Consider the following 23,683-nt stretch of genomic DNA (forward strand, 5'->3'; position numbering starts at 1 on the left):
TTTTCACTGAAACAATGACTGATCTGTGGGTCACACTCAGTGGGCCCGGGCGGCCGCTCGCCAGCCCAGCGCAAATGACGGTCAGAGGTAAGGATGAAGAGGATGCATGCGCTTGTTTGCCGGCTGGCAGTGATGATATCGCTGGCAGTCGCCGGCGCCGCCATGGCCGCCGAGCCGCTGCGGATCACCCAACTGCAGCGCTGCGGCGACCTGCTGGATAGTCGCCAACCGACCTTCTGCCTGCAGACCAGTGGCCTGCAGCAGGGCCAGTGGCAGGTGTACGTCAATGGGGCGGTGCTGGATGCGAAGCGGATCAGCAGACGCCAGGGTCAACTGCGCCTGCAGATCGATGCCACCGAAGCCCAGAGCGGCCCGCTATGGCTGCAACAGCAGGGTCAGTTCAGCAATCCGGTATGGATGAGCCTGGGCAGCAGCCATATCCTGGCCGCCGACAAGAAGGCGGTGACGAAGAACCGGGAAGGCCTGAGCACCTATGTCGATCTGGTCAGTGTGATCATCGAAGAGAGCCATGACGGCGCGGAGCAAGCCCAGCGCCTGGCTGACAAATACGATGCCAAGGTGGTCGGTGCGATACCGCCACTCAACACCTACCAGCTGCGCCTGCCCGCCCGCAACCTGGACCAGCGTGACGCGACGGTGCTGCGCCTGGGTGCCGAGGTGAGCGTGGATGCGGTGGTGATCGAGGAGTCCGGCGCCGAAGAGTCCATCGAACAGGACGCCAGCGACCCGCCAGCGCGGGAGAGCCAGGAATGGGCTGCCAATCGCTTTCTGGATGCGGTGAATTTCTACCAGCGCCGGCTGCAGAAGGAGCAGGACATCGACACCCGGCCGGTGCGTATCGGCGTGATCGAACGGGACGTGGACTTCGACAATCCGGATTTCGCCGACTACGCAGGCGACTGCCGCCGTGATGCCAGCCGCGTCTGCGTGTACGCCCGGGATGCGGCCAAGGCCGGAGGGCATGGCACCACGGTTGCCGGTATCCTCGCTGCGGCCTGGGACAACGGTGGCAACAGTGGTTTTCTGCGAGCGCTGGACAAGGTCGGGCCGGGCTTCGATGTGATTGTCGATCGCGGCTCGGATGCCGGGATCACTGCCAACATCGCCGCCTCGGTCAATCTGGTCGAGGACGGCGCCAGGGTACTGAACTGGAGCTGGGGTATCCACCGCACCGGCGCCATCGATGTCGATGGCGCCCCGGTAGACTCGCTGGTCCGCTCCGGGATCGCCATGAGTGGCTATGAAGAGCTGCTGGAGGAGTTCTTCCTGTGGCTGCGCCGCGAGCATCCCGACGTGGTGGTGGTGAACTCGGCCGGCAACGGTGCGTCATTCTCCGGCCGGGATGAATACCGTCTGCCCTCCTCGTTCATCACCGATCAGTTGTTCGTGGTTGGCGGCCATCAGCGCAGCGACAAGAAGGTCGACATCGACGATCCCCGGTACGCGACCCGACGCAAGACATCCAACGTCGATATGCGTGTCGATATCACCGCCGCGGCCTGCGTCCACGGTTCGATGACGGAAGCCGATGCAACTGGCGCAGTGCATTGCGGCACTTCCTATGCCACGCCGCTGGTCGCCGGGCTGTTGGCGGCGATGCTGTCCATCAACCCTGAGCTGGAACCGGATCAACTGCGCATGTTGCTACGCCGCAGCGCCATGACCATTGGCGAGGAGAACGATTTCGAGCCCATGGAAGCGGATGACCTGACCGCACCGATCCTGCCCTCAGAACGGAATAACGAACTCAATCATCCCGATGTCGGCCGCTCGGCCAGGCTGGATATGTACCGGGCGCTGGAATTGGCGGTGCAGAGTCTGGACAGCGTACGTTGAAGAGGAGCAGCCGGGGTGTAGCCCAGGTCCGCGTTCGGGCGCTACGCCTGCAAAGGTAGAGTCCGTGCGCATCCGTCGTCGAGCAGGCGCTCGACAACCCCGGGGGAGCGCGCCTGCGCTACGCCTGCGGAGGTGAAGTCCGTGCGCATCCGTCGTCGAGCAGGCGCTCGACAACCCCGGGGTGTAGCGCGCCTGCGCTACGCCTGCGGAGGTGACGTCCGTGCACATCCGTCGTCGAGCAGGCGCTCGACAACCCCGGGGTGTAGCGCGCCTGCGCTACGCCTGCGGAGGTGACGTCCGTGCACATCCGTCGTCGAGCAGGCGCTCGACAACCCGGGGTGTAGCGCGCCTGCGCTACGCCTGCGGGGGTGAAGTCCGTGCACATCTGTCGTCGAGCAGGCGCTCGACAACCCGGGGGGAGCGCCCCTGCGCTATACCCTACAGTTAATGAGCCGGCTCGGTGGCCCAGCGCAGGGCCGGGAGGATCGAGCCATCCAGCATGGGGCCGTGGCCCAGCCCGGCAAGCTCCCGGTACTCGACCTCCAGGCCCGGGTGCGAGGCCAGCCGGGCCGCCATCTGCTGCGCTGCATCGGCGGGCACTACCGCCATGGCGCGGCGGCGCTCGTCTGGCTGGGCGTGCGCCGCACGTGGCCCCGCTTCATCGCTGCCGCGCAGGATCAGCAACTGCGCCCGGGCCGAGGCCGGCAGGTCCTGTTCCGTGCGCAGCAGCAGGCCGGACTTCCACCACAGCGACGGGCTGGCGGCGATGTAACGCTGGAATGCCTGCGGTTGGGTGAACAATGTATTGAGTACGAAGGCACCCCCATAGGAATGCCCCCACAGGGCCTGGCGCCGGGTATCGAGCGGGTAGTGCTCCGCCACCTGCGGCTTGATGCGCGTCTCGATCAGTTCGAGAAACTCCGCCGCACCGCCGGCCGGGCGCCGCCGGGTATCATCCTCCAGCAGCGGCTGGCCCGGTTGCAGAGCCGGTGTGTAGTCATAGACCCGGGAATCGACATCCAGCCGCAGGTCAGTGGCATAACCGATCATCACCAGCAGCGCGGGACCGCGCTCATCCTGCTCCGCCAGCCACTCCTCGCGCAATGCACCCAGCGCCGCGTTGCCATCCAGCAGGTAGAGCACCGGGTAGCCGGCTGGCGGTGCGTCACGCCGGGGAATGGCCAGGTGGATGCGGTAGCGGCGCTGGCCATCGGCGGAATCCAGCTCGAAGCGGTCGAAGCGGTAGTACTGCGATCCACTATCGGCCAGGGTCGGGCCGAGCTTCTGCTCGAAGCTGGGCCGGGCCAGGGTCCCCAGCGACACCAGGCCGAGCCCCAGCAGCAGCCCCAGCGTGATCAGACGACGAAAAGGCATGGTGATCTCCATGATCCAGATGGTGACTCGTCTGGGCGCGCGGCCCAGGGTGCGTTGCTCACATCTTGTCGGGCAGTTGATAGGTCGCCGTTCCGCAGTCCTCGACAACCTGCAGATTGAGCTGCTGCTGCACAATCCATTCTTTCAGCCTGCCCACCGGCTCCGGGTTGGTCAGTTGCCCCTGACGCAACGGATGGGCATAGCCACGCCACATGAGCATCTGCAGCGACTGCGAGAGCAAACCGACACTGTTGGCAAAAGCCGGCAACTGCCGCAGCCCGGCGAAACTGGCCGGGCGCGCCGCCAGCGCCTGCAGCAAGGGCGAGAATATCTCCTCCGGGCCCTGGATCGCACCTATGGGCGTGGCAAAGTGCACGGCGCCCGAGCGGGGAGCCTCCGGCAACAGCCGGAAGCGTATCGCATCCACCTGCTGCAGATGCTGCTGCGCCGACAGGCGCTCGGGGGCACGCTGGAACAGGTCCCTGCGCTGGTGCTGGTTTCGCGCCAGGTCCTTTACCGTTTCCCGTACCGCCGGGGAAGTGATGCTCGCCAGCACCGGTTGCAGGTTACCGGGGATGGACAAGCCCTCCAGATTGTCGAAGGTATCGGCGCTGCCCAGGTAGGTCACACCGGCCTGTGCCGCCAGCCGGTGCACGTCCACCGAGTGTTGCGGACGCCAGTAGTCGGTGAGGAAGTCATGGGCCAGATAGGCTGTCCCCTTTCCTGGCAAGCCCTGTACGCTGGCGCTCAAACGGGGCTGGTCGACAAAAGCCCCAGCACCATCCAACCGCCCGAGCAACTCGAGCCCGGCCTGGATATTCTGCTCGGCGGTCCCTGCCCGGTGGTGCGCCAGCTCATTGAGCAGTTTCTGCACCGGTATCATCTGGGTCGCGCCGGGATGACACATGTAGTGCAGGTAGAACAGCCCCTTGGGTTTCAGGAACTTCTGCACCAGTTGCAACATGCTCTGCTGATGGTTGGGCGCGATCCATGACCAGACGCCATGGCTCACGATGAAGTCGAAGAACAGATTGTTGTCCTGGGCGAACCGGGCGAAGTCCGCCTGGATGAAGCGGATATTGTCCAGCCCGATAGAGCGCGCCGCATCCCGGGCAACGGCCAGGTGCCGCTCGTTGAAGTCGACGCCAACGAACTGTCCCAGTGGATTGGTCGCTGCGGCCACCAGCAGGTTGATGCCAACACCACAACCCAGCTCGCAATAGGAGTAGGGCTTGCTGATATCCGGTGCCACTGTACCGAGAAAGTGCGTCAGGCTGCTCAGCCAGACAGGCTGGATTTCCTTATGGAAATGGGCCGGATAGGACACATCCAGAACATAGCCAGCTTCCTTCTTCATGTGCTTGCACCTTCAAATCGTCTGCACTGTTCAAAGTGAAAAGCCCCTCTGGCTATTAACCAGAGGGGCTGGGGGCTTCAGGGGCCGGGATCAGAAGCTCTTGGTCAGGGCGAAGATCAGCCTGCGGCCATCCAGGTTGTAGGCATAGTTGCCATCGGTGGTCACCTTCTTGTTGGTGAGGTTGTAGATACCCGCCTTCAGGCTCAAGTCATCCTGAGGGCGGAACATCACACCTGCATCGGCAAAGGTATAGGACGGATACTTGATGCCGTTGGTATTCGAGCCACTGGTGCCGGTCTGCCACCGACCAGAGGTCTTGCCACGGTAGTTACCCTGGACCCACAGGTTGACCCGTTGTGTGGCCTGCCAGTCCAGCGAAGCGTTGAACATATGTTTGGCCACATCGTTCAGCGGCTCGCCCTTGTACTCGCCGGATTTCTGCTCGGTCTCAGTGTAGGTGTAGCTGTGGCGGTAAGTCAGGTTATCCAGGATGTCATAGTCCAGGGTGAACTCGATACCACGCAGCTCGGCCTTGTCAACGTTCTCGTAGGCGGTATAGCCGTATTGGTGCGGCGGGTAGTAGGTACCGTTGTAGTAACACTCCTCATTCGCTTCGCAGACCCGCCCGGTGCGGTTGATCTTGTCTTTGTATTCGGTCACATAAGCAGTTACCGAGCCGGCCAGACCAATGTCGAAATTCTCGTAATGGAGAGCGATCTCACGGTTCAGACTGGTTTCCGGAGTCAGATCCGGGTTGCCGATGATCACTCCCCCCATCGAAGTGGAACCAAAATCGGTGGCGGAAGAGCGCAGGTCAGGGGCTTTGTAGCCAGAGGTGACACCACCCTTGAGGGTGAAGTTATCGTTCATGTGCCAGACTGCGTAGACCTTGGGACTGAATTCACTACCAAAAGCCTGGTTGTCATCCAGACGACCGCTCAGGGTCAGGATCAAATCGTCGGTCAGGCTCCAGTTATCTTCCAGGAAAATGGAGTTCTGATAGCGGTTCATCTTGACTACCGCATCGGCATCGGGCACCACCGGTTCGCGCAGACCGTTGCTGCCATGTTCCAGGTTTTCGTATTTATGGGTAAGACCACCGGTCAGGGTATGTGCGCCCAGGAACCAACTCGCCTGGGTGTTGGCGGTGATCACCTCGAACTCGATACCCTTGCCAGTATTGGCGTTGAGAGTAGTCGCGTTTTCCGAATGGTCATAGTTGATATAGGAGTTGGTAAAGACGTTACCGTACTTACCCTCGTGGGCCAGGAAGTAGTTCTTCTTGATCGACTCCGCGTAGGTAGGGTTATCCTCCTCGGCAATACTTCTGCCGGGATTCTTCCAGCGCTCCTGCTTGGTATAGCTGTGCCCGAAGGTCAGCAGATTCTGCTCATTGAGGTTCCACGACAGCTTGCCGCCGGCGTTTCTCTTCTTGTATTCGGGGTCGGTGGCAGCGCTGTCGCTGAGACCCACCAGGTTGCTTTCATCCTGGTTCTGGAAGGCGCCGGTCAGTTGCAGGCCCAGCACATCCTCGATCAGCGGCATGTTCAGGAAAGCACTGGTCTGGAAGCCGTCTTCGTTCACATCGTTACCGCTGCCAGCCATGGCATATTCGGCAGTGATGCTGCCGGTCAGCTCCTTGCCGACTTTCTTGGTGATGATATTGATCACACCGCCCATGGCGTCGGAGCCGTACAGCGCCGATGCCGGGCCACGGATGACCTCGATGCGCTCGATGGCCTCCAGCGGCGGCAGGAAATTGATCGGGGTACCGGCTTGGGAGCCGCGTTCACTGAAAGCATCGTTACCCTGCGCAGGGCGACCATCGATCAGGAACAGGGTATAGGCGGAGGTCATGCCACGCATCATGATCGACTGCTCGACGCCACCACCGGAAATCTGCACACCGGCGACGTTCTTCAGCGCGTCGGTGATATCGGTATAGGATTTCTTCTTCAGCTCTTCCTGGGAGATGACCGTGATGGCTGCCGGCGCGTCCCGAAGATTCTGTTCAAAGCCGGACGCGGTCACTACCGTCTGCCCCAGGTCCAGCGCTTCCTGTGACTGTTGCGCAACAGCCGAACAGGCCACCGAGGCCATGGTTACCGCCAACAGCGTTTTCTTGAACTGTGGCTGTGAAGTCCTAGCAAAGGGACGCTTACTGCGTGACATGCTTCTTTCTCCAGAAGTAAGAAATGATTTGAGCAGTTGGCTATATTTTTTATGCTGTAACCGGGCCGGAAGAGCAGAGACAGCGCCTCACGGCTTTCGCAGGTCGACGCAAATGATATACATTGCCATTTGCGAGTAAATGTAATTTACAATCTATACACTTTGCATGCGCAGATTCAGGCGCAGACCCGGAGCGCGATTCTCCGCCCATAGCTCTGCACCCTGCAGACGCAGCGTGCTACGCGCGATGGCCAGCCCCAATCCGAAGCCATCGCCACCCGGGCGCGCCGCGTTGAGCCGGGCGAAGGGTTGGAAGATGCGTTCCAGTTCGCCCGCCTCGACCCCCGGCCCCTGATCTTCGATCCACAGGTGCCAGCAGTTGCCATCCCGGTGTCCGGCCAGACGCACGACGCCATCCGCCGGGGAATGGCGAATGGCATTGCGCAGGATGTTTTCCATGGCCTGGGCCAGGCCATTCAGGTTGCCCAGTACGCTGCAGTCAGCGGGCAATTCGCAGGGCAGCTGCTCGGTGCGCCAGCCGCTTTCGAAGCAGGCATTCTCTCGCAGGACATCCCACAACCGGCCCACGTCTACCGGTTCCAGCGGCAGACTCGGGCGCTCGGTGTCCAACCAGACCAGCTCCAGACTGTCGGCGATCAGCCGCTCCATGACCCCCACCTCACGCTCCAGGCGCTGACCCAGAGCCTGCACGTCCTCCGCCTGTTCACCCGCTACCCGCAGCCGGCTGAGCGGGGTGCGCAACTCGTGGGACAGGTCACGCAGCAGTTGGCGCTGGAAGGTCAGTGTGCCTTCCAGTCGCCCGGCCATATGGTTGAAAGCCCCGGCCAGATCGCCCAGCTCGTCCCGGCGCAAGGCCACCGCTGGCCCGACGCGCGCCGCCAGGTCACCGGCGCTCAAGGCGACGGCCTGGTGCCGCAGTATTGCCAGCGGCGCAATAAGCAGGCGATACAGCAGAACGCCGAGCAGCGCCGCCAGCAGCGTTGGCAATACCCGCTGCAACAGCATTTCCCATAGTTCGCGATATTTGCGCGGGCTCAGGCGCTCGGGCAGTGTCATCACCAGCCGGCTCTCCCCATCACTGAACGGCACCTCGAAGGTCGGCGTGCCATCAGGCCGGCCCATTTGCCCGTCCAACTGGCGTACAAAGCGCAGCCGCTGCCGCTCGGCCTCCTCCAGCGGTCGTGATGACAACGATCGCTGCTGTCCATCCACCACTACGGCCCAGATCTGTTCGCGGGCACGCAGACGCAGGAGAAAGCCGTCAACCCCCTGGGGCCCCTCTGCCTGCCACGCAGCTTCGGCCTCCTGCGCATAGCCGGTCAGAATGGTCTTGGTCGGTGCAGGCAGGTAGGAAGTGGCGCGCATCAGCAAACGGCCCAGGTCGACGTGCAAGCTCACCAGCAGCAGGCAGAACAGTGCCAGCGTTCCGGTCAGCCGCCACAACAGCGAGTACCGGCTGGGCAGTGTCATACCAGGCGAGCCAGCATGTAGCCCTTGCCCCACACCGTCTCCACCCGCCCGCCGTGGTAGCCGATACCTTGCAGTTTGCGGCGAATCTGGCTGATATGCATATCCAGGCTGCGATCATGCTGGGCATAGCCGCGACGCAGGGCCTGCTGATAGAGGAAGGGCTTGCTCAGCGCCTCGTCCATGTGTCGCCAGAGCAGTTCCAGCACGCGATACTCGCTGGGAGTGAGACCAGCCGGCGTGCCAGCCAGTACCACATCGCAGTCCATTTCATCGAAGTGCAGATCACCGCTGGGCTCGCGTGGCAATTGCTCACGCCGCTCGTAGGCCACCCGACGCAGGATGGCTTCGATGCGTACGCTCAACTCACCGAGGCTGAAAGGCTTGGGCAGATAGTCATCGGCACCCTGGCTGAAGCCGGCAATGCGGTTCTGCTCATCCCCCAGGGCCGACATCAGCAGGACCGGTACACTATGATGGCTGCGCAAACGTTGCAGGATATCCAGGCCATTGGTGCCGGGCAGCAGGATGTCCATCAGGATCAGATCGAAATCCTCGCTCTCGGCCAGGCGCAGCCCCTCGTCGCCGTCATGGCTGAGAGTGACGCTATAGCCACTGCCCTGCAGATGAAGCTGCAGATGGTTGGCGAGCAGAGGGTCGTCTTCGACGGCGAGGATACGAGTTGGCTGGGCAGCGGGCGACATGACACGTGACCGACAAATGAATGCGAATCATTCTACACCCTAATTGCATGCCACTTGCAACCAGCGAGCGTGCCAAGGCTGTCGGGACATATCCTTCCCCGGTATGCTGACGCCTATGTACAGCCTCGCCCACCCCGTCACCAGTCTCCTGGAAATCCGCAAGAGCCGCTTTCTCGGTTGCGTCGAGCCAATCGCCGACCGTGCCAGCGCCCAGCTGCGGGTAGCGGCGCTACGTGCCGAGCATCCGGATTGCGCGCACGTCTGCTGGGCATTGCTGGCGGGTGGGCACAGCGCGGCGGTGGACGATGGCGAGCCAGCCGGTACCGCCGGGCGGCCGATGCTCGATGTACTGCGCCATCAGCAGCTCGACGGCGTGCTGGCCAGTGTGGTGCGCTACTACGGCGGCATCAAGCTGGGCGCCGGTGGTCTGGTGCGAGCCTATACCGACGCGGTGGCCCAGGCGCTGTTGCAGGCCGACAAGATCGCCCACATTCCCACACTGGTTGTCTGGTGCGAGTTGCCCTATGCCCATGAAGGCATTGCCCGCCATCTGCTGAGCCAGGCTGGAGGAGAGTTGCTGGAAGTCAGGCATGCGGTCACCGTGCAACTGCGCCTGCGTCTGCCGGCGACCGCAGTCGGCGAATTGCGCGAGCAACTGCTGAGCGCAACGCGCGGCGAGCTGGACTGGCGGTTACTCGATCAATAGCAAAGATCGTGCAGTTCCGTTGTCATTTTGACTCGCCGCGTTCCGTCGATCCCCCTACACTATTCGATGATTTCACGCCTGGGGTCGGCTGCTCCAAACCGGACAGCCCTCCGCAGCAGCGATATAATTTCACCCCATCTCTGGGCACGCCGCACCTGTCAGGAAATACCATGCAGCAGAATCTGAAATCCGTAGCATCGATGCTGCTTGTCACGGTAGTGACCCTGAACCTGTTCATGATCGCTCTGCTGGCCTATACCCTGCACGCCTCGTACAAGCGCGAGATCGAGGAGGTGCGCACCAACGTCACCAACCTGGCGCTACTGATGGATCAAAGCGTGAGCGGTGCGGCCACCGAGATCGGCCTGGTGGTACAGGAAATCCAATCCTACCTGGAAACCGAACTGCGCAACGGTGAGCTGCAGGAAGATACCGTCAACGCCCTGCTCGTATCCCGCGAGAGCTGGATCAGCGACATCGCCATTATCCGCGTAACCGATGCCCGGGGCCGCGTTCGTTTCGGTTCCAACATAGGTGCACAACCGCCTGCCGACTTTACCCGGAATGAATTCTTCATCGCCCATCGGGACAGCAGCGATGCCGGGCTGCTGGTCAGCAAGCTGATTCCCAGTCGCTTCAGCCAGGATTGGGTGCATGTATTTTCCCGGCGCTATGATGATGCCGACGGCCGTTTTGCCGGCGTCATCACCGCCACCGTGCCAGCCAGCCATTTCGTCAGGCTGATCTCGGGCCTCGATCTGGGGCCGAACGGCATCGCCCTGGTGCGTGATCTGGACAAGAGATTGGTGGCCCGCCATCCACCGCTGGATGCCGCGCCCGGACATACCGGCTCGGTAGGTGGCTCCCAGGAGTTGACCGAACTGCTGGAGTCCGGCGCGCAGACCGGCATCTTCTACAGCGACGGCACCGCCGATGGCATACCGCGCACCGATGCCTTCCGCCGATTGTCGGCCATGCCGGTGTTCGTGGTCGCCGGGCTGGGTGAGGAAGACTATCTGCTCACCTGGCGCCACGACCTGACCAAGGCCCTGGTGTTGGGTCTGCTGTTTCTGTTGGTCACCTGCATCGGCGCATGCCTGCTGTGGCGCCAGATCAGGGCCAGCAACCGGGCCAACCGGCGCAGCCGCATGCTGCTGCAGCATGCCAGCGACGGCATCCATATCCTCGACAGTAAAGGCCGACTGCTGGAAGCCAGCGACTCCTTCTACAAGATGCTCGGCTATCCCGTCGGTGATCCCGCCGATCATTCGCCCTACAACTGGGATGCACTGCATACACCGCAGGAGCTGAGCCAACTGATCGCCAGTCAGTTGCAGTACAACCGCCTGATCACCTTCGAGACCCTGTTCCGCCACCGCGATGGTCACAGTTTCCCGGTCGAGGTGACCAGCGTGCTGCTGGAAATCGATGGCCAGCCGCTGCTGTTCAATGCGGCCCGGGATATCAGCGAGCGCAAGCAACTGGATGAGGACCTGCGCATCGCCGCCCGCGCCTTCGAGTCCGAAGTCGGCATGCTGATTACCGATGCCCAGCTGAACATCCTGCGTTGCAACCAGGCCTTCAGCCGCATCACCGGCTACAGCGCCGAGGAAGTCATCGGTCGCCAGCCCAACCTGCTGCAGTCCGGCCGTCACGACAGCAGCTTCTACGCGGGCATGTGGCGGGCGCTCGATCAGCATGGCGCCTGGCAGGGTGAAATCTGGAACAAGCGCAAGAATGGCGAGGTCTACCCACAACTGCTGTCCATCGGCACGGTCAATAACGAGCAGGGCCAGACCACCCATTATGTGGCCTCGCTATCGGACATCTCCGCACGCAAGGCCACCGAAGAGCAGATGCGCACCCTGGCGTTCTACGACTCGCTGACCAAACTGCCCAACCGGCGCCTGTTCCTCGAGCGGCTCGAGCATGCCCTGCGGACAGCGCAGCGCCACCAGACCAGGGGCGCCCTGCTGGTGGTCGATCTGGACAACTTCAAGGCGCTCAACGATACCGAGGGGCATGCCGCCGGTGACCAGTTGCTGGGGCTGGTCGCCACCCGCCTGATCGACTGCGTACCGCACAAGGATTCGGTGGCCCGGCTGGGCGGTGACGAGTTCGTGGTGCTGCTGGATGATCTGGCCAGCCATGCAATCGAGGCCGCACGGCAGGCCGAGCTGATCGGCCGGGATATTCTCGCGGCGCTGGCCAAGCCCTACCTGCTGGCACAAAGCGAATACCGTGGCTCGGCCAGCATCGGTATCGCGCTGTTCGGCGCCGGCGATACGCTGCTGTCGGAGGAGCCGCTGAGAAATGCCGACCTGGCCATGTCCCAGGCCAAGGCCGCCGGCAGCAATACCCTGTGCTTCTTCGATCCGCAGATGCAGGCCCAGGTGCGCGAGCGCAGCGAGATCGATGCCGGCCTGCGCATCGCCCTGGAGCAACAGCAGTTCGTACTGCACTACCAGCCGCAGGTCGATGCTGAAGGTCGCATCACCGGCGCCGAGGCACTGGTACGCTGGGCCCACCCGGAACACGGCATGATCTCCCCGGCACGCTTCATTCCGGTAGCCGAGGAGAACGGCCTGATCCTGCCACTCGGCCACTGGGTACTGGAAACCGCCTGCCGGCAACTGGCGCACTGGGCTGATGACCCGCGCATGGCGGAGCTGAGCCTGGCGGTCAACGTCAGTGCCAACCAGTTGAGCCAGCCCGACTTCGTCGCTCAGGTACGCGAGATCCTGCAGCGCACCGGGGCACCCACGCGGCACCTCAAGCTGGAGCTGACCGAGAGCGCGCTGGTCAATGAGATAGAAAGCACCATCGGCAAGATGAGCGAACTCAAGGGCCTTGGCGTCTGCTTCTCGCTGGATGACTTCGGTACCGGCTACTCCTCGCTGACCTACCTGAGCCGGCTGCCGCTGGACCAATTGAAGATCGACCAGAGCTTTGTCCACAGCATCCTGCGCGACCCCAACAGCGGTGAAATAGCCCAGATGATCATCCTGCTGGCCGATCGCATGGGGCTGTCGGTGCTGGCCGAGGGTGTGGAAACACAGGCCCAATGCGCCGCCCTGCAGGAGCGGGGCTGCCATAATTTCCAGGGATACCTGTTCGGCCGGCCGATGACCATCGAGGAGTTCGAGCGGGAGCTGCAGTAGCGCTGAGCTCCCATTGAGCATGTCCGTACACCGTCATTGCGAGCCCGAAGGGTGTGGCAACCCAAGGTGCACATCGGTTATTCCGTGCCCATGGATTGCTTCACCGCTTTGCGGTTCGCAATGACGAAGGGGGTAGCATACCCAGACCATCTCCACGCCTGCCCAACCGTCATTGCGAGCCCGAAGGACGTGGCAATCCAAGGTGCACATCGGTTATTCCGTGCCCATGGATTGCTTCACCGCTTCGCGATTCGCAATGACGAAGGGGGTAGCATACCCAGACCATTCCCACGCCTGTCCAACCGTCATTGCGAGCCCGAAGGGCGTGGCAACCCAAGGTGCATATCGGTTATTCCGTGCCCATGGATTGCTTCACCGCTTCGCGATTCGCAATGACGAAGGGGGTAGCATACCCAGACCATTCCCACGCCTGCCCAACCGTCATTGCGAGCCCGAAGGGCGTGGCAATCCACGGGTGCGCACCGGTTATTCCATGCCCGTGGATTGCTTCACCGCCTTGCGGTTCGCAATGACAGGGTTTGCTGCGCAACAGGGCTCCACCAAGAGTGGGTGAAGCTCCCAGAAAGGCAGATCACACCGTGCGCGAGAAATTACCCTTCTGTTCGGCGCCCAGGTAGGCGTCGAAGGCCATTGCCACATTGCGCAGCATCAACTGCCCTTCGGGCAACAGCAGCAACTCCCGGTCACCGATCGCCACCAGTCCATCGGCGACCGGCTCGGCCAACTGCTCCAGGGCGTCGGCGAAGTAGGCCTGGAAGTCGATACCGTAGTGATCCTCGAACTTGGCAAAATCGATACGCCCCTGGCACATCAGGTCGAGAATCACCTCGCGCCGCAGGCAGTCATCCTCGCTCAGGGTATAGCCGCGGTGGATGGGCAGCATGCCCGCATCGATCCGTGCATAGTATTGCGACAGCTCCTTGACGCTCTGGCTGTAGGTGTTGTCGACCTTGCCGATGGACGACACGCCAATACCGATGAGATCACAGTCGGCGTGGGTCGAGTAGCCCTGGAAGTTGCGCTGCAGGGTGCCGTTCTCGCGGGCCAGCGCCAGCTCATCCTCCGGTAGCGCGAAGTGGTCCATGCCGATATAGACGTAGCCGGCGCCGGTCAGCCGCTCGATGGTCAGCTCCAGCAGCTCCAGCTTGCGCTCTGGCGGCGGCATGTCCTGGGGTCGGATCAGCCGCTGCGCGCGTACCAGGTCCGGCAGGTGCGCATAGCTGTAGGCGGCGATGCGATCGGGGCGCATGTCGATGATCTTGTCCAGGGTGGTATTGAAGCTCTTGACGGTCTGCAGTGGCAGGCCGTAGATCAGATCGACGCTGACCGACTTGAACTGCGCCTCGCGGGCAGCCTGCACCAGGTCGCGGGTCTGTTCCTCACTCTGCAGGCGATTGACCGCGGCCTGCACCGCCTCGTCGAAGTCCTGCACGCCGAAGCTCAGGCGGTTGAAGCCCAACGCGCGCAACTGATGGATCTGTACCGGGGTTACGGTGCGCGGGTCGACTTCCAGGGAAAACTCATGGGCATCGCTGTCGTCCAGGTTGAACGACGCACGCAGGGTGTCCATCAGGTCCGTCAACTGCTCGCTGGTCAGATAGGTCGGCGTGCCACCACCCAGGTGCAGCTGGGTCAGCTTACGCGACCTGTCGAACAAGGCGGCCTGCATGGCGATCTCGCGCTTGAGGTATTCAAGATACTCCACCGCCCGTTCGGTCTTGTGGGTGATGATCTTGTTACAGGCGCAGTAGTAGCACAGGCTCTTGCAGAATGGGATATGGATGTACACCGACAGGCACTTGGGCGTCTCGGCGGTATTGCTGGCCCTGGCCGCGGCACGATAGTCGTCCATGGCGAACGCCTGGTGGAACTGCGGCGCGGTCGGGTAGGACGTGTAGCGCGGGCCGGGCCGATCGTATTTCTCGATCAGCGCACGGTTGAAGCTGATTTTCTGCGTCATGGGTCTCTCGCCCTCATCATTTGGCGACGTCTGTCTGGCAAATCACATGGGGAGAGTGTAAGGCAAGCAATCCACCTTTGCATTGAGGCGGGTCAAGGAGCGGCCAGCCAGGAACTGATCATGAGCTCGCACGCTTCGTTGTCCCGGGTTGTCGAGCGCCTGCTCGACGACGCAGTGACTCAGAACCCCGCAGGCGTAGCGCAGGCGCGCTACACCCCGAAAACCATGCGCCACATCCGCCCGGGTTGTCGAGCGCCTGCTCGACGACACAGTGACTCGGAACCCCGAGGCGTAGCGCAGGCGCGCTACACCCCGAAAACCATGCGCCGCATCCGCCCGGGTTATCGAGCGCCTGCTCGACGACGCAGTGACTCGGAACCCCGCAGGCGCGCTACACCCCGGTACGGTAGCGAATGAAAGTAAAAACTACTCCTGGCGCAGGCCAAACATGATGGCATGGGCCTTACCGCCGCTGACCGAGACCACCACACCTTCCCGGGCATAGATCCAGGCTTCATCGCCGTCGCCTATCGGCGCGCGCAGCTCGACCGGTCCGAAGGTGGCCTCGATATCGCCCAGCCCGAGCGGCTTCTCGGGAATCAGGCTCAGGCGCTCCACCGGATACTGCGCCAGTGCCGCGCCCACCGCCGGCGATACCGCCTGATCCGGCATGTCCGGCTGCCAGGCCTGTGCCTCGACCAAGCTGTCGGTCTGCTGCTCATCCAGGCCGATGACCGCCTGCACCCGCCAGCGCTGTCCATCGGAATCCAGCGGATGGCGGCTGACCAGCCGGGGCTCGCCATCGGCACTGATCATCCACAGACTGCCATCACCGAGGATGCGGCCGACCTCGGCCAGCGTCAGTACGCGCTCACGCACCGGGGTCCACAGGCTGGGCTGGTATTGTTGCTTCCAGGCCAGCGGCTGCCCACTCTGCCCGCCCTCCTGCGCGGCGCGCCAGCGGTCGAGCGCGAACAGCGACAGCAATACCACTGCCAGCAGCGTACCGATACGTAAGCCCATGCGTGCGTTCATGCAGTCCCTCTCTGGCAGCCGGCATCCGGACCGGCGAGTACAAAAACAAAAGGGCATCCCTGGGGATGCCCTTTGTGCTGATCGTTGATCTCAGGCAGCGTCATCGACGCTGATGTGCTTCTTCAACTTGTTCATGGCGTTCTTTTCCAGTTGGCGGATACGCTCCGCCGACACCTGGTACTTGGCCGCCAGTTCATGCAGGGTGGCCTTTTCCTCGGCCAGCCAGCGCTGGTAGAGAATATCGCGGCTGCGCTCGTCCAGTTGCGCCAACCCCTGCTGCAGCTGCTGGCTGGAACTGTCGCTCCAGTCGGCGCTTTCCAGCTGGGTGGCCGGGTCGTAGCGCTTGTCCTCCAGATAATGCACCGGCGCGTAGGCGGCATCGTCATCATCGTCGTCGGAACCGTCGAAGCCCAGGTCCTGACCGTACAGGCGGCTCTCCATCTCGCGCACCTCGCGGGCAGCCACACCCAGGTCCTCGGCCACGGCATTGACCTCATCATGGGTCAGCCAGGCGAGCTTCTTCTTGGCGCTGCGCAGGTTGAAGAACAGCTTGCGCTGGGCCTTGGTGGTGGCGACCTTGACGATACGCCAGTTGCGCAGGATGAACTCGTGGATCTCGGCGCGGATCCAGTGCACGGCAAAGGACACCAGGCGCACACCCATTTCCGGGTTGAAACGCTTGACCGCCTTCATCAGGCCAACGTTGCCTTCCTGGATCAGGTCGGCCTGGGCCAGACCGTAGCCGGAATAACTGCGTGCGATATGCACGACAAAGCGCAGATGCGACATGACCAGTTGTCGTGCCGCTTCCAGATCCTGCTGATAGAACAAACGATCAGCCAGCTCGCGCTCCTCCTCGACACTGAGTATCGGGATGCTGCTTACGGTCTGAACATAGGCCTCCAGGTTCGCACCCGGAATCAGGTTATGTACGGGCTGCAAAGCAGTGCTCATGCTTGGACTCCAAAAAAAGGTGAAAGACAGTTTAACGTCGTGTCAGCGACGGCCCGCCAGGGGCTGAGGGGTGACAGGGCACCCGGAATGACGCTTCAGTGTATCACCACATGCTAGGACATGGAACGTCTTGACAAGTTCCGCAGATACATAAATTATCTTTATAAATCAATACGTTAATAAAAATGACACACTCTGTTACTGCGGTTCGATATCACGGATATGTCGCCCCACCGCCAACCAGGCCCCGGCCAGCCCCAGCAGCATGGCTCCCGCCAGCAGCACCAGCCCATCGGACAGCGGCATGCCGGACAGCGCGAAGTCGCTCTGATACAGCGCAGCCACCTGGCGCACGGTGACATTCAGCCAGGCCAGCCCGGCGGCCAGCAACAGCCAGGCTATCAGGCCGGCAAGCAGGCCATAGAGTACGCCCAGGTACAGGAATGGCCGGCGCACGAAGGCATCGGTCCCACCCACCAGCTTGATCACCAAGATCTCGTTGCGCCGGCTCTCGATCGCCAGGCGGATGGTGTTGGTCATCACCAGCAGCAATGCCAGTACCAGCAGCACCGCCAGTCCGCCGGTAAAGCGCTCGAACATGGCCAGGATCGAGGTCAGGCGTTCTACCCACAGCAGATCGATCTGCACCTCATCCACACCGGGCATCTGCGCCAGACGATCGCGCAATGGCTGCAGCGCCGAGGCGCCGCCCTCGAGGTCCTGTGGCATGACCAGGATCACATCCGGCAGCGGATTGTAGGCCAGTTGCTGCAGGGCATCGCCCAGCCCGGAATGCTGCTGGAATTCCGCCAGCGCCAGTTCGCGGTCCAGCAACTGGGTGCCGGCCACGCCCTCCAGCGACTCGATCTCGGCCTGCAGAGCCTGGGCCGCATCGCTCTCGACCTCGCCGTCCAGGTACACCGACAGTTGCGCGGCGCGCTGCCAGTCGATGCCCAGCCGCTCAACCTGGTCGATCAGCACCGTCAGCCCCATCGGCAGCGCCAGTACGATACTCATGACCAGCACTATCATCACGGTGCTGAAGGGATAGTCCCAGATGCGGCGCACCGCCAGCCGGGCGCTGTCGCGGTGGCTGCTGGCCCAACTGCGCAGCGGGTGCCGCCAGTTGCGGCTGGAACGGGCCGCGCCGCTGGCAGCCTTCTGCGGACGCTTGTCCGTGGGTCGGTTCTGATTGGCCGCCATGTCAGTCCCCATCCGCCAGTAGTCGACCGTCGCTGAGGGTCAGCATGCGATGATCCAGTTGGGCGATCAGCGGCAGGTCGTGACTGGCGATGATCACCGTCACCCCGACCCGGTTGAAATCCTCGAACAGCCCCATGATTTCCGCCGATAGCGCCGGGTCCAGGTTGCCGGTGGGCTCATCGGCCAGCAGCAGTGCCGGCTTGTGCACCACCGCCCGGGCAATACCGACCCGCTGCTGCTCACCCCCGGACAGGGAGATCGGGTACATGTTCTCGCGCTTGAGCAGGCCGACCTTGTCCAGCGCCGCGCGCACCCGGCGGCCGATCTCGTCACGCGGGGTGCCGTTGATGATCAGCGGCAGCGCCACGTTGTCGAATACCGTGCGATCGAACAGCAGCTGGTGGTTCTGGAACACCACGCCGACCTGGCGGCGCAGATAGGGAATGTCGTGACTGCCCAGGTCGCGCAGGTTCTGCCCGCCGACATGCACGTGCCCGGAGCTCGGCCGCTCCATGCACATGATCAGCTTGAGCAGGGTGCTCTTGCCCGCCCCGGAATGCCCGGTGATGAACACCATCTCCCCGGTACGGATATGGAAGCTCAGACTGTCCAGGCCCTGGTGGCCGTTGGGGTAACGCTTGCTGACCTGGTCGAAACGGATCATGGGCTACTCGCGACCGAACAGGGCCTTGACGAACTCCGGCGCAGTGAACGGCCGCAGGTCATCGATCTGCTCACCCACGCCGATGAAGCGGATCGGCAGGCCGAACTGCTTGGCCAGGGCGAAGATCACCCCGCCCTTGGCGGTGCCGTCGAGCTTGGTCAGCACCAGGCCGGTCAGCCCGACCGCCTGATCGAACAGCTTGGTCTGACTGATGGCGTTCTGGCCGGTGCCGGCATCCAGCACCAGCAGTACCTCATGCGGCGCCTCGGCATCGAGCTTGGTCAGCACGCGCTTGACCTTCTTCAGCTCGTCCATCAGGTTGTCCTTGTTGTGCAGACGTCCGGCGGTGTCGGCGATCAGCACATCCACCCCGCGGGACTTGGCCGCCTGCAACGCATCGAACACCACCGAGGCGGAGTCCGCGCCAGTGTGCTGGGCGATCACCGGAATGCTGTTGCGCTCGCCCCACACCTGCAGTTGCTCGACCGCCGCGGCACGGAAGGTATCACCCGCTGCCAGCATCACCTGCTTGCCCTCGCCCTGCAGACGCTTGGCCAGCTTGCCGATGGTGGTGGTCTTGCCTACCCCGTTGACGCCCACTACCAGGATCACATACGGCTGCTTGCCGGCATCGATCTGCATCGGCTTGGCGACATGACTGAGCAGACCTTCCAGTTCGTTCTGCAGCGCGCGGTACAGCGCATTGCGGTTGGACAGTTCGCGGCGGCGAACGCGCTGCTGCAGCGACTCCATGATCAGGGTGGTGGCTTCGATACCGACGTCGGCCATCAGCAGACGGGTTTCCATCTCCTCCAGCAGTTCGTCGTCGATTTCCTTTTCACCGAGGAACAGGTTGGCCATGCCCTCGCCAAGGTTGGCGCTGGTCTTCGACAGTCCGGCGCGCATCCGCGCGAAGAAGCCCTTGGGCTCGGCGGCCTGCTGCGGCTCAGGGGCCGGCGCAGCAGCCTCGCCCAGACCGGAAAACAGCTCCGCGGCAGCCTGGCGGGCAGCCTGATCGTGGCTGGCGGAGGCGGCGGCCGGCTCGCTGGCGGGGGCTGACGGTGCGTTCTGCTGGGCAACATCCTGCGGCTCGGGCGCAGCAGGCGTCACTGGCGGCGGCTCGGCCACCGGCTCATCGGCCTTGCGGCGCATCCAGCCGAACAGACCTTTCTTGCCGGCCTTGCCGTCGTCGTTGCGCTCGGGGTCCTGTTCGGGGTGCTCTGGCTTGTCTTTGGAACCAAACATTGACGATCACTATCTGAGTCTGGCGCAGGCATTTAGCCTGCGCGTTGAAGGTTGGGTTATCCTACCCCACTTCCGCTACCGACGGTATGACCCTCTAGCCACAGGACTTCAGATGCACATGGCGCGGCGCTCATTATTTTTCATTCTCCTGCTGATGGTCGGCCTGACCAGCAGCGTCCAGGCCAACGGCACCCGGCAGCCGACCCACGAATTCACCCTCGACAATGGCCTCAAGGTCATCGTCCGCGAGGATCACCGCGCCCCGGTGGTGGTATCGCAGCTGTGGTACCGGGTTGGCAGCAGCTACGAACCTCCGGGGCGTACCGGTCTGTCCCACGCCCTGGAACACATGATGTTCAAAGGTAGCGAACGCCTGGCTCCGGGCCAGGCATCGCATCTGCTGAGCAGCCTCGGCGCCCAGGAGAATGCCTTTACCAGCCGCGATTACACCGCCTACTACCAGGTGCTCAGCCGCGACCAGCTGGCCATTGCCCTGGAGCTGGAGGCCGAGCGCATGCATGGCCTGACCCTGCCCGAGGACGAGTTCCTGCGCGAGATGGAAGTCATCAAGGAGGAGCGCCGCCTGCGTGTGGACGACAACCCCAACAGCCTCGCCTACGAGCGCTTCCTGACCCTGGCGCACATGGCCAGCCCCTACGCCCAACCGGTGATCGGCTGGATGCACGACCTGGATCGCCTCAGCGTGGAGGATCTGCGTGAGTGGTATCGGCGTTACTACCAGCCGAGCAACGCCATCCTGGTGGTGGTCGGCGATGTACAGGTGGATGCGGTGCGCAGCCTGGCCGAACGCTATTTCGGTCCGCTGGACAATACCCCCAGCCCGGCCGCCAGGGCGCCGCTGGAACTGCCGGTCGGGGGTGAGCGCAGCCTGAGCCTGAACCTGCCGGTACAGATGCCCAGCCTGCTGCTCGGTTTCAATGTGCCCAGCCTGAGCACCGCCGAACATGCCTGGGAAGTGCATGCCCTGCGTCTGCTCGAAGCGGTGCTCGACGGTGGCTACAGTGCCCGCCTGGCCAGCCATCTGGAGCGCGCCCAGTCCATCGCCACCGCAGCCTCGGCCAGTTATGAAGGCTTCGCCCGCGGCGATACCCTGTTCCTGCTCTCGGGTGTACCCAGCCAGTCCCGGCAGGTCAGTCTCGAACAACTGGAACAGGCACTCTGGGAGCAGATCGATGAGCTCAAGCAGACCCCGCCCAGCCAGGAGGAGCTGAACCGGGTGCAGGCACAGATGACCGCTGCCCTGGTCTATGCCCAGGACAGCATCAGCCACCAGGCCAACCAGATCGGCATGCTGGAAAGCATCGGCCTGCCCTGGACCCTGCTGGATGAGGATATTGCCGCGCTGGAGGCGATCACCCCCGAGCAGATCAGCGAGGTCGCGCGACGCTACCTGGTGCCCGAGCGCCTGACCCGTGCACACATTCTGCCTGTTGCCACCGAGGAGGAGCGCTGATGGCCGCTGCAACAACCAACCGGCGCTGGGTATTGGCCCTGCTGCTGTTGATCGCCCTGGTGGCGGCTCTGGTGCTGCTGCGCAAGCCGGCACCGCAAGCCCCGGCGCAGATACCCGCCGAGACCAGCCAGCCAGTCACCGAGTCGGACCCCGAGGCGCAACCGGATGCGGTGGAGGAGCTGCTGCCGGAACTGGACTCGCTGCAGAACATCGATCTGCAAAAACCACCCGCCCGGCGCAACCTGGACCTGCAGCACTGGACTACCAGCCAGGGCGCACAAGTCTATTTCATGCCCGCCGAGGAGCTGCCGATGCTCGACGTGCAACTGCTGTTCGCCGCCGGCGCCAGCCGCGACGGCGAGCTGCCGGGGCTGGCGACCATGACCAATGCCATGCTCAACGAAGGCAGCGGCAGCAAGGACGCAGGCTCCATCGCGATGGGCTTCGAGCGGCTTGGCGCCGAGTTTTCCAACAGCTCGCACCGGGACATGGCACTGGTTGGCCTGCGCAGCCTGACCGCCGCCGACAAACTCGACCCGGCACTGGCTCTGTTCGCCGAGGTCATCGCCCGCCCCAGCTTCCCCGAGGATGCCTTCGAGCGCCTGCGCAACCAGTTGCTGGCCAGCCTCCAGTTCCGCCTGCAGCGCCCCTCGGCACTGGCCAGCGAGGCATTCTGGGCCGATCTGTACCCGCACCATCCCTATGGCAGCCTGCCAGAAGGCACTGCCGACAGCCTCGGCCAGTTGGGCCCGGACGACCTGCGCCAGTTCCATCGGCAGTACTACAGCGCCGGCAATGCAGTGATCGCGCTGGTCGGTGATATCGACCGCGAACGCGCCGAACGCATCGCCCAGCGGCTGGCCGACGCCCTGCCCCAGGGTCCAGCTGCCGCCCCCATCGGCGAGCCGTTGCCGATCGCCACCAGCCATCGGCACATCGACTTCAACGGCCAGCAGACGCACATCCTGGTGGGCCAGCATGGCATCAGCCGGCACAACCCCGACTATGCCGCACTGTACGTCGGCAACCAGATTCTCGGTGGGTCGGGCTTCGGTTCACGCCTGATGCAGGAGATCCGCGAGAGCCGTGGCCTGTCCTACTCGGTCAGCAGTCGCCTGGTGCCGATGCAGGCCACCGGCCCGGTCATGGTCAGCATGCAGACCCGTGCCGACCAGGTAGACCTGGCGCTGTCGGTCATTCACCAGAGCCTCGATGAGTTCATCAGCGAAGGGCCGACCGAAGCAGAGCTGCTGCGCACCAAGCGGCAGATCAATGGCGAATTCCCACTGAGCACAGCCAATAATGCGTCGATCGTCGCCCAACTGGGGGTGATCGGTTTCTATGGCCTGCCGCTCAATCACCTGCAACTGTTCCTCGACCAGGTACAGGCGTTGACCACCGAGGATATCCGCGACGCCTTCGCCCGGTATTTCCACCCGGACCAGCGCCTGGTGATCACCGTGGGCCCGGCGCTGGTCATCCAGCAGAGCGAAGAGGATCTCGATAGTCAGGAAGACGAGTCTACGCAGGCCGTCGAGCCTGGCAGCAACCCCCCGGTCCCGGAGCCCCAGGCATGAAGCAGTCCAAAACCCGCCAGAGCCAGCTGCGCATCATCGCCGGCGAATGGCGCAGCCGCCGTTTCAGCTTCACCGAACAGCCGGGCCTGCGGCCCACGCCCGACCGGGTACGGGAAACCCTGTTCAACTGGCTGAGCGCCTACATCGAAGGGGCCCGTTGCCTCGATCTGTTCGCCGGCAGTGGCGCGCTGACCCTGGAGGCCCTGTCCCGTGGCGCAGCCACCGCGCTGAGCTGCGACCTGAGCCGCGAGGTGGTGGAAACCCTGCGCGGCCATCTGCAGACCCTGCAGTGCGAACGCGGCGAGGTGCGCCAGCAGGATGCCTTGAGCCTGCTGGCAAGCTCCCCGGAGACACCCTTCGACGTGGTGTTCCTCGACCCGCCATTCCACCAGGATCTGCTGATTCCAGCCTGTACCGCACTGGAAGCCAACGGCTGGCTGAGCACCGATGCGCTGATCTATACCGAAAGCGAAACCGCGCCGGACCGCCTGCCGCACCCGCCGAACTGGCAGTTGCACCGGCAGAAGAAGGCCGGCCAGGTCTGGTACAGCCTGTGGCAGCGACACGAGACACAAGCCCTTGGAGTGTAGTGCGCCCGCGCTACGCTCTGGTACCCACGCAGGCCACCCGGAACCCCTGTCGTCGCGCAGGCGCGCGACAACCCGAAAGACGCTTGCCGCTCAGACCTGGAATAGCTTGCAAAGCTGGCCTCCATGCCGTTTTCCATTTTG

At 63.3% G+C, this 23,683-nt stretch carries 17 protein-coding genes; 6 read left to right on the forward strand and 11 right to left on the reverse strand.

Annotated features, from left to right (window positions below):
• The first annotated feature begins 93 nt into the window (after nt 1–93).
• Entirely contained in the window at nt 94–1,857 is a 1,764-nt protein-coding gene (locus CQ007_RS15985; RefSeq protein ID WP_371919838.1) for a S8/S53 family peptidase, read from the forward strand.
• A gap of 444 nt (nt 1,858–2,301) precedes the next feature.
• Here the strand turns inward: CQ007_RS15985 and CQ007_RS15990 are convergent, their stop codons facing one another.
• From CQ007_RS15990 to CQ007_RS16010, 5 genes are all read right to left on the reverse strand, one after another.
• Nucleotides 2,302–3,231 (reverse strand): alpha/beta hydrolase, encoded by a 930-nt coding sequence (locus tag CQ007_RS15990; RefSeq protein ID WP_218278897.1) that lies wholly within the window; start codon nt 3,229–3,231, stop codon nt 2,302–2,304.
• A 58-nt stretch (nt 3,232–3,289) separates the two neighbouring features.
• Complete coding sequence (locus CQ007_RS15995) at nt 3,290–4,588, reverse strand: class I SAM-dependent methyltransferase (RefSeq protein WP_105646829.1); 1,299 nt, start codon at nt 4,586–4,588, stop codon at nt 3,290–3,292.
• A 90-nt stretch (nt 4,589–4,678) separates the two neighbouring features.
• Complete coding sequence (locus CQ007_RS16000; protein WP_105646830.1) at nt 4,679–6,760, reverse strand: TonB-dependent receptor domain-containing protein; 2,082 nt, start codon at nt 6,758–6,760, stop codon at nt 4,679–4,681.
• 153 nt (nt 6,761–6,913) lie between these two features.
• Nucleotides 6,914–8,251, reverse strand: coding sequence for a cell wall metabolism sensor histidine kinase WalK (locus CQ007_RS16005; RefSeq protein WP_105646831.1), 1,338 nt, complete (start codon nt 8,249–8,251; stop codon nt 6,914–6,916).
• Nucleotides 8,248–8,952 (reverse strand): response regulator transcription factor, encoded by a 705-nt coding sequence (locus tag CQ007_RS16010; RefSeq protein ID WP_105646832.1) that lies wholly within the window; start codon nt 8,950–8,952, stop codon nt 8,248–8,250. The genes CQ007_RS16005 and CQ007_RS16010 overlap by 4 nt, the downstream gene beginning before the upstream one ends.
• A 115-nt stretch (nt 8,953–9,067) precedes the next feature.
• Between CQ007_RS16010 and CQ007_RS16015 the strand changes: the two genes are divergently transcribed.
• The gene (locus CQ007_RS16015; protein ID WP_218278898.1) at nt 9,068–9,658 is read left to right on the forward strand and encodes a YigZ family protein; all 591 of its coding nucleotides are present in this window, start codon (nt 9,068–9,070) and stop codon (nt 9,656–9,658) included.
• A gap of 170 nt (nt 9,659–9,828) precedes the next feature.
• Nucleotides 9,829–12,819, forward strand: a complete 2,991-nt coding sequence (locus CQ007_RS16020) for an EAL domain-containing protein (protein WP_105646834.1) — start codon at nt 9,829–9,831, stop codon at nt 12,817–12,819.
• A gap of 592 nt (nt 12,820–13,411) precedes the next feature.
• On the opposite strand, the gene hemN is transcribed toward CQ007_RS16020, so the two are convergent.
• The 6 genes from hemN to ftsY all read right to left on the reverse strand — a co-directional run bounded on the left by hemN (nt 13,412) and on the right by ftsY (nt 19,901).
• Nucleotides 13,412–14,800, reverse strand: coding sequence for an oxygen-independent coproporphyrinogen III oxidase (gene hemN, locus CQ007_RS16025; RefSeq protein WP_105646835.1), 1,389 nt, complete (start codon nt 14,798–14,800; stop codon nt 13,412–13,414).
• A 426-nt stretch (nt 14,801–15,226) separates the two neighbouring features.
• Nucleotides 15,227–15,835, reverse strand: coding sequence for a hypothetical protein (locus tag CQ007_RS16030; protein ID WP_146114596.1), 609 nt, complete (start codon nt 15,833–15,835; stop codon nt 15,227–15,229).
• A 90-nt stretch (nt 15,836–15,925) separates the two neighbouring features.
• Nucleotides 15,926–16,789 (reverse strand): RNA polymerase sigma factor RpoH, encoded by an 864-nt coding sequence (rpoH, locus tag CQ007_RS16035; RefSeq protein WP_105646837.1) that lies wholly within the window; start codon nt 16,787–16,789, stop codon nt 15,926–15,928.
• A gap of 198 nt (nt 16,790–16,987) precedes the next feature.
• Nucleotides 16,988–17,992 carry a permease-like cell division protein FtsX gene (ftsX, locus tag CQ007_RS16040; RefSeq protein ID WP_256582313.1) on the reverse strand — a complete coding sequence of 335 codons (1,005 nt, stop codon included), beginning with the start codon at nt 17,990–17,992 and terminating at the stop codon, nt 16,988–16,990.
• A 1-nt stretch (nt 17,993) separates the two neighbouring features.
• Complete coding sequence (gene ftsE / locus CQ007_RS16045; RefSeq protein WP_105646839.1) at nt 17,994–18,656, reverse strand: cell division ATP-binding protein FtsE; 663 nt, start codon at nt 18,654–18,656, stop codon at nt 17,994–17,996.
• Between the two features lie 3 nt (nt 18,657–18,659).
• On the reverse strand, nt 18,660–19,901 hold the full coding sequence (ftsY, locus tag CQ007_RS16050) for a signal recognition particle-docking protein FtsY (RefSeq protein WP_105646840.1): 1,242 nt from the start codon (nt 19,899–19,901) through the stop codon (nt 18,660–18,662).
• 112 nt (nt 19,902–20,013) lie between these two features.
• On the opposite strand from ftsY, the gene CQ007_RS16055 reads away from it, so the two are divergent.
• From CQ007_RS16055 to rsmD, 3 genes are read left to right on the forward strand one after another with little or no spacing between them, the layout of a single operon-like run.
• Nucleotides 20,014–21,375: a pitrilysin family protein gene (locus CQ007_RS16055; protein WP_105646841.1), complete on the forward strand. Its 1,362-nt coding sequence runs from the start codon at nt 20,014–20,016 to the stop codon at nt 21,373–21,375.
• On the forward strand, nt 21,375–22,952 hold the full coding sequence (locus CQ007_RS16060; RefSeq protein ID WP_105646842.1) for a pitrilysin family protein: 1,578 nt from the start codon (nt 21,375–21,377) through the stop codon (nt 22,950–22,952). The genes CQ007_RS16055 and CQ007_RS16060 overlap by 1 nt, the downstream gene beginning before the upstream one ends.
• Nucleotides 22,949–23,542: a 16S rRNA (guanine(966)-N(2))-methyltransferase RsmD gene (rsmD, locus tag CQ007_RS16065; protein ID WP_105646843.1), complete on the forward strand. Its 594-nt coding sequence runs from the start codon at nt 22,949–22,951 to the stop codon at nt 23,540–23,542. Before CQ007_RS16060 ends, rsmD begins: the two co-directional genes overlap by 4 nt.
• Nucleotides 23,543–23,683 lie beyond the last annotated feature (141 nt).

It is taken from the genome of Pseudomonas sp. MYb185 (genome assembly GCF_002979975.1).
Lineage (GTDB): Bacteria > Pseudomonadota > Gammaproteobacteria > Pseudomonadales > Pseudomonadaceae > Halopseudomonas.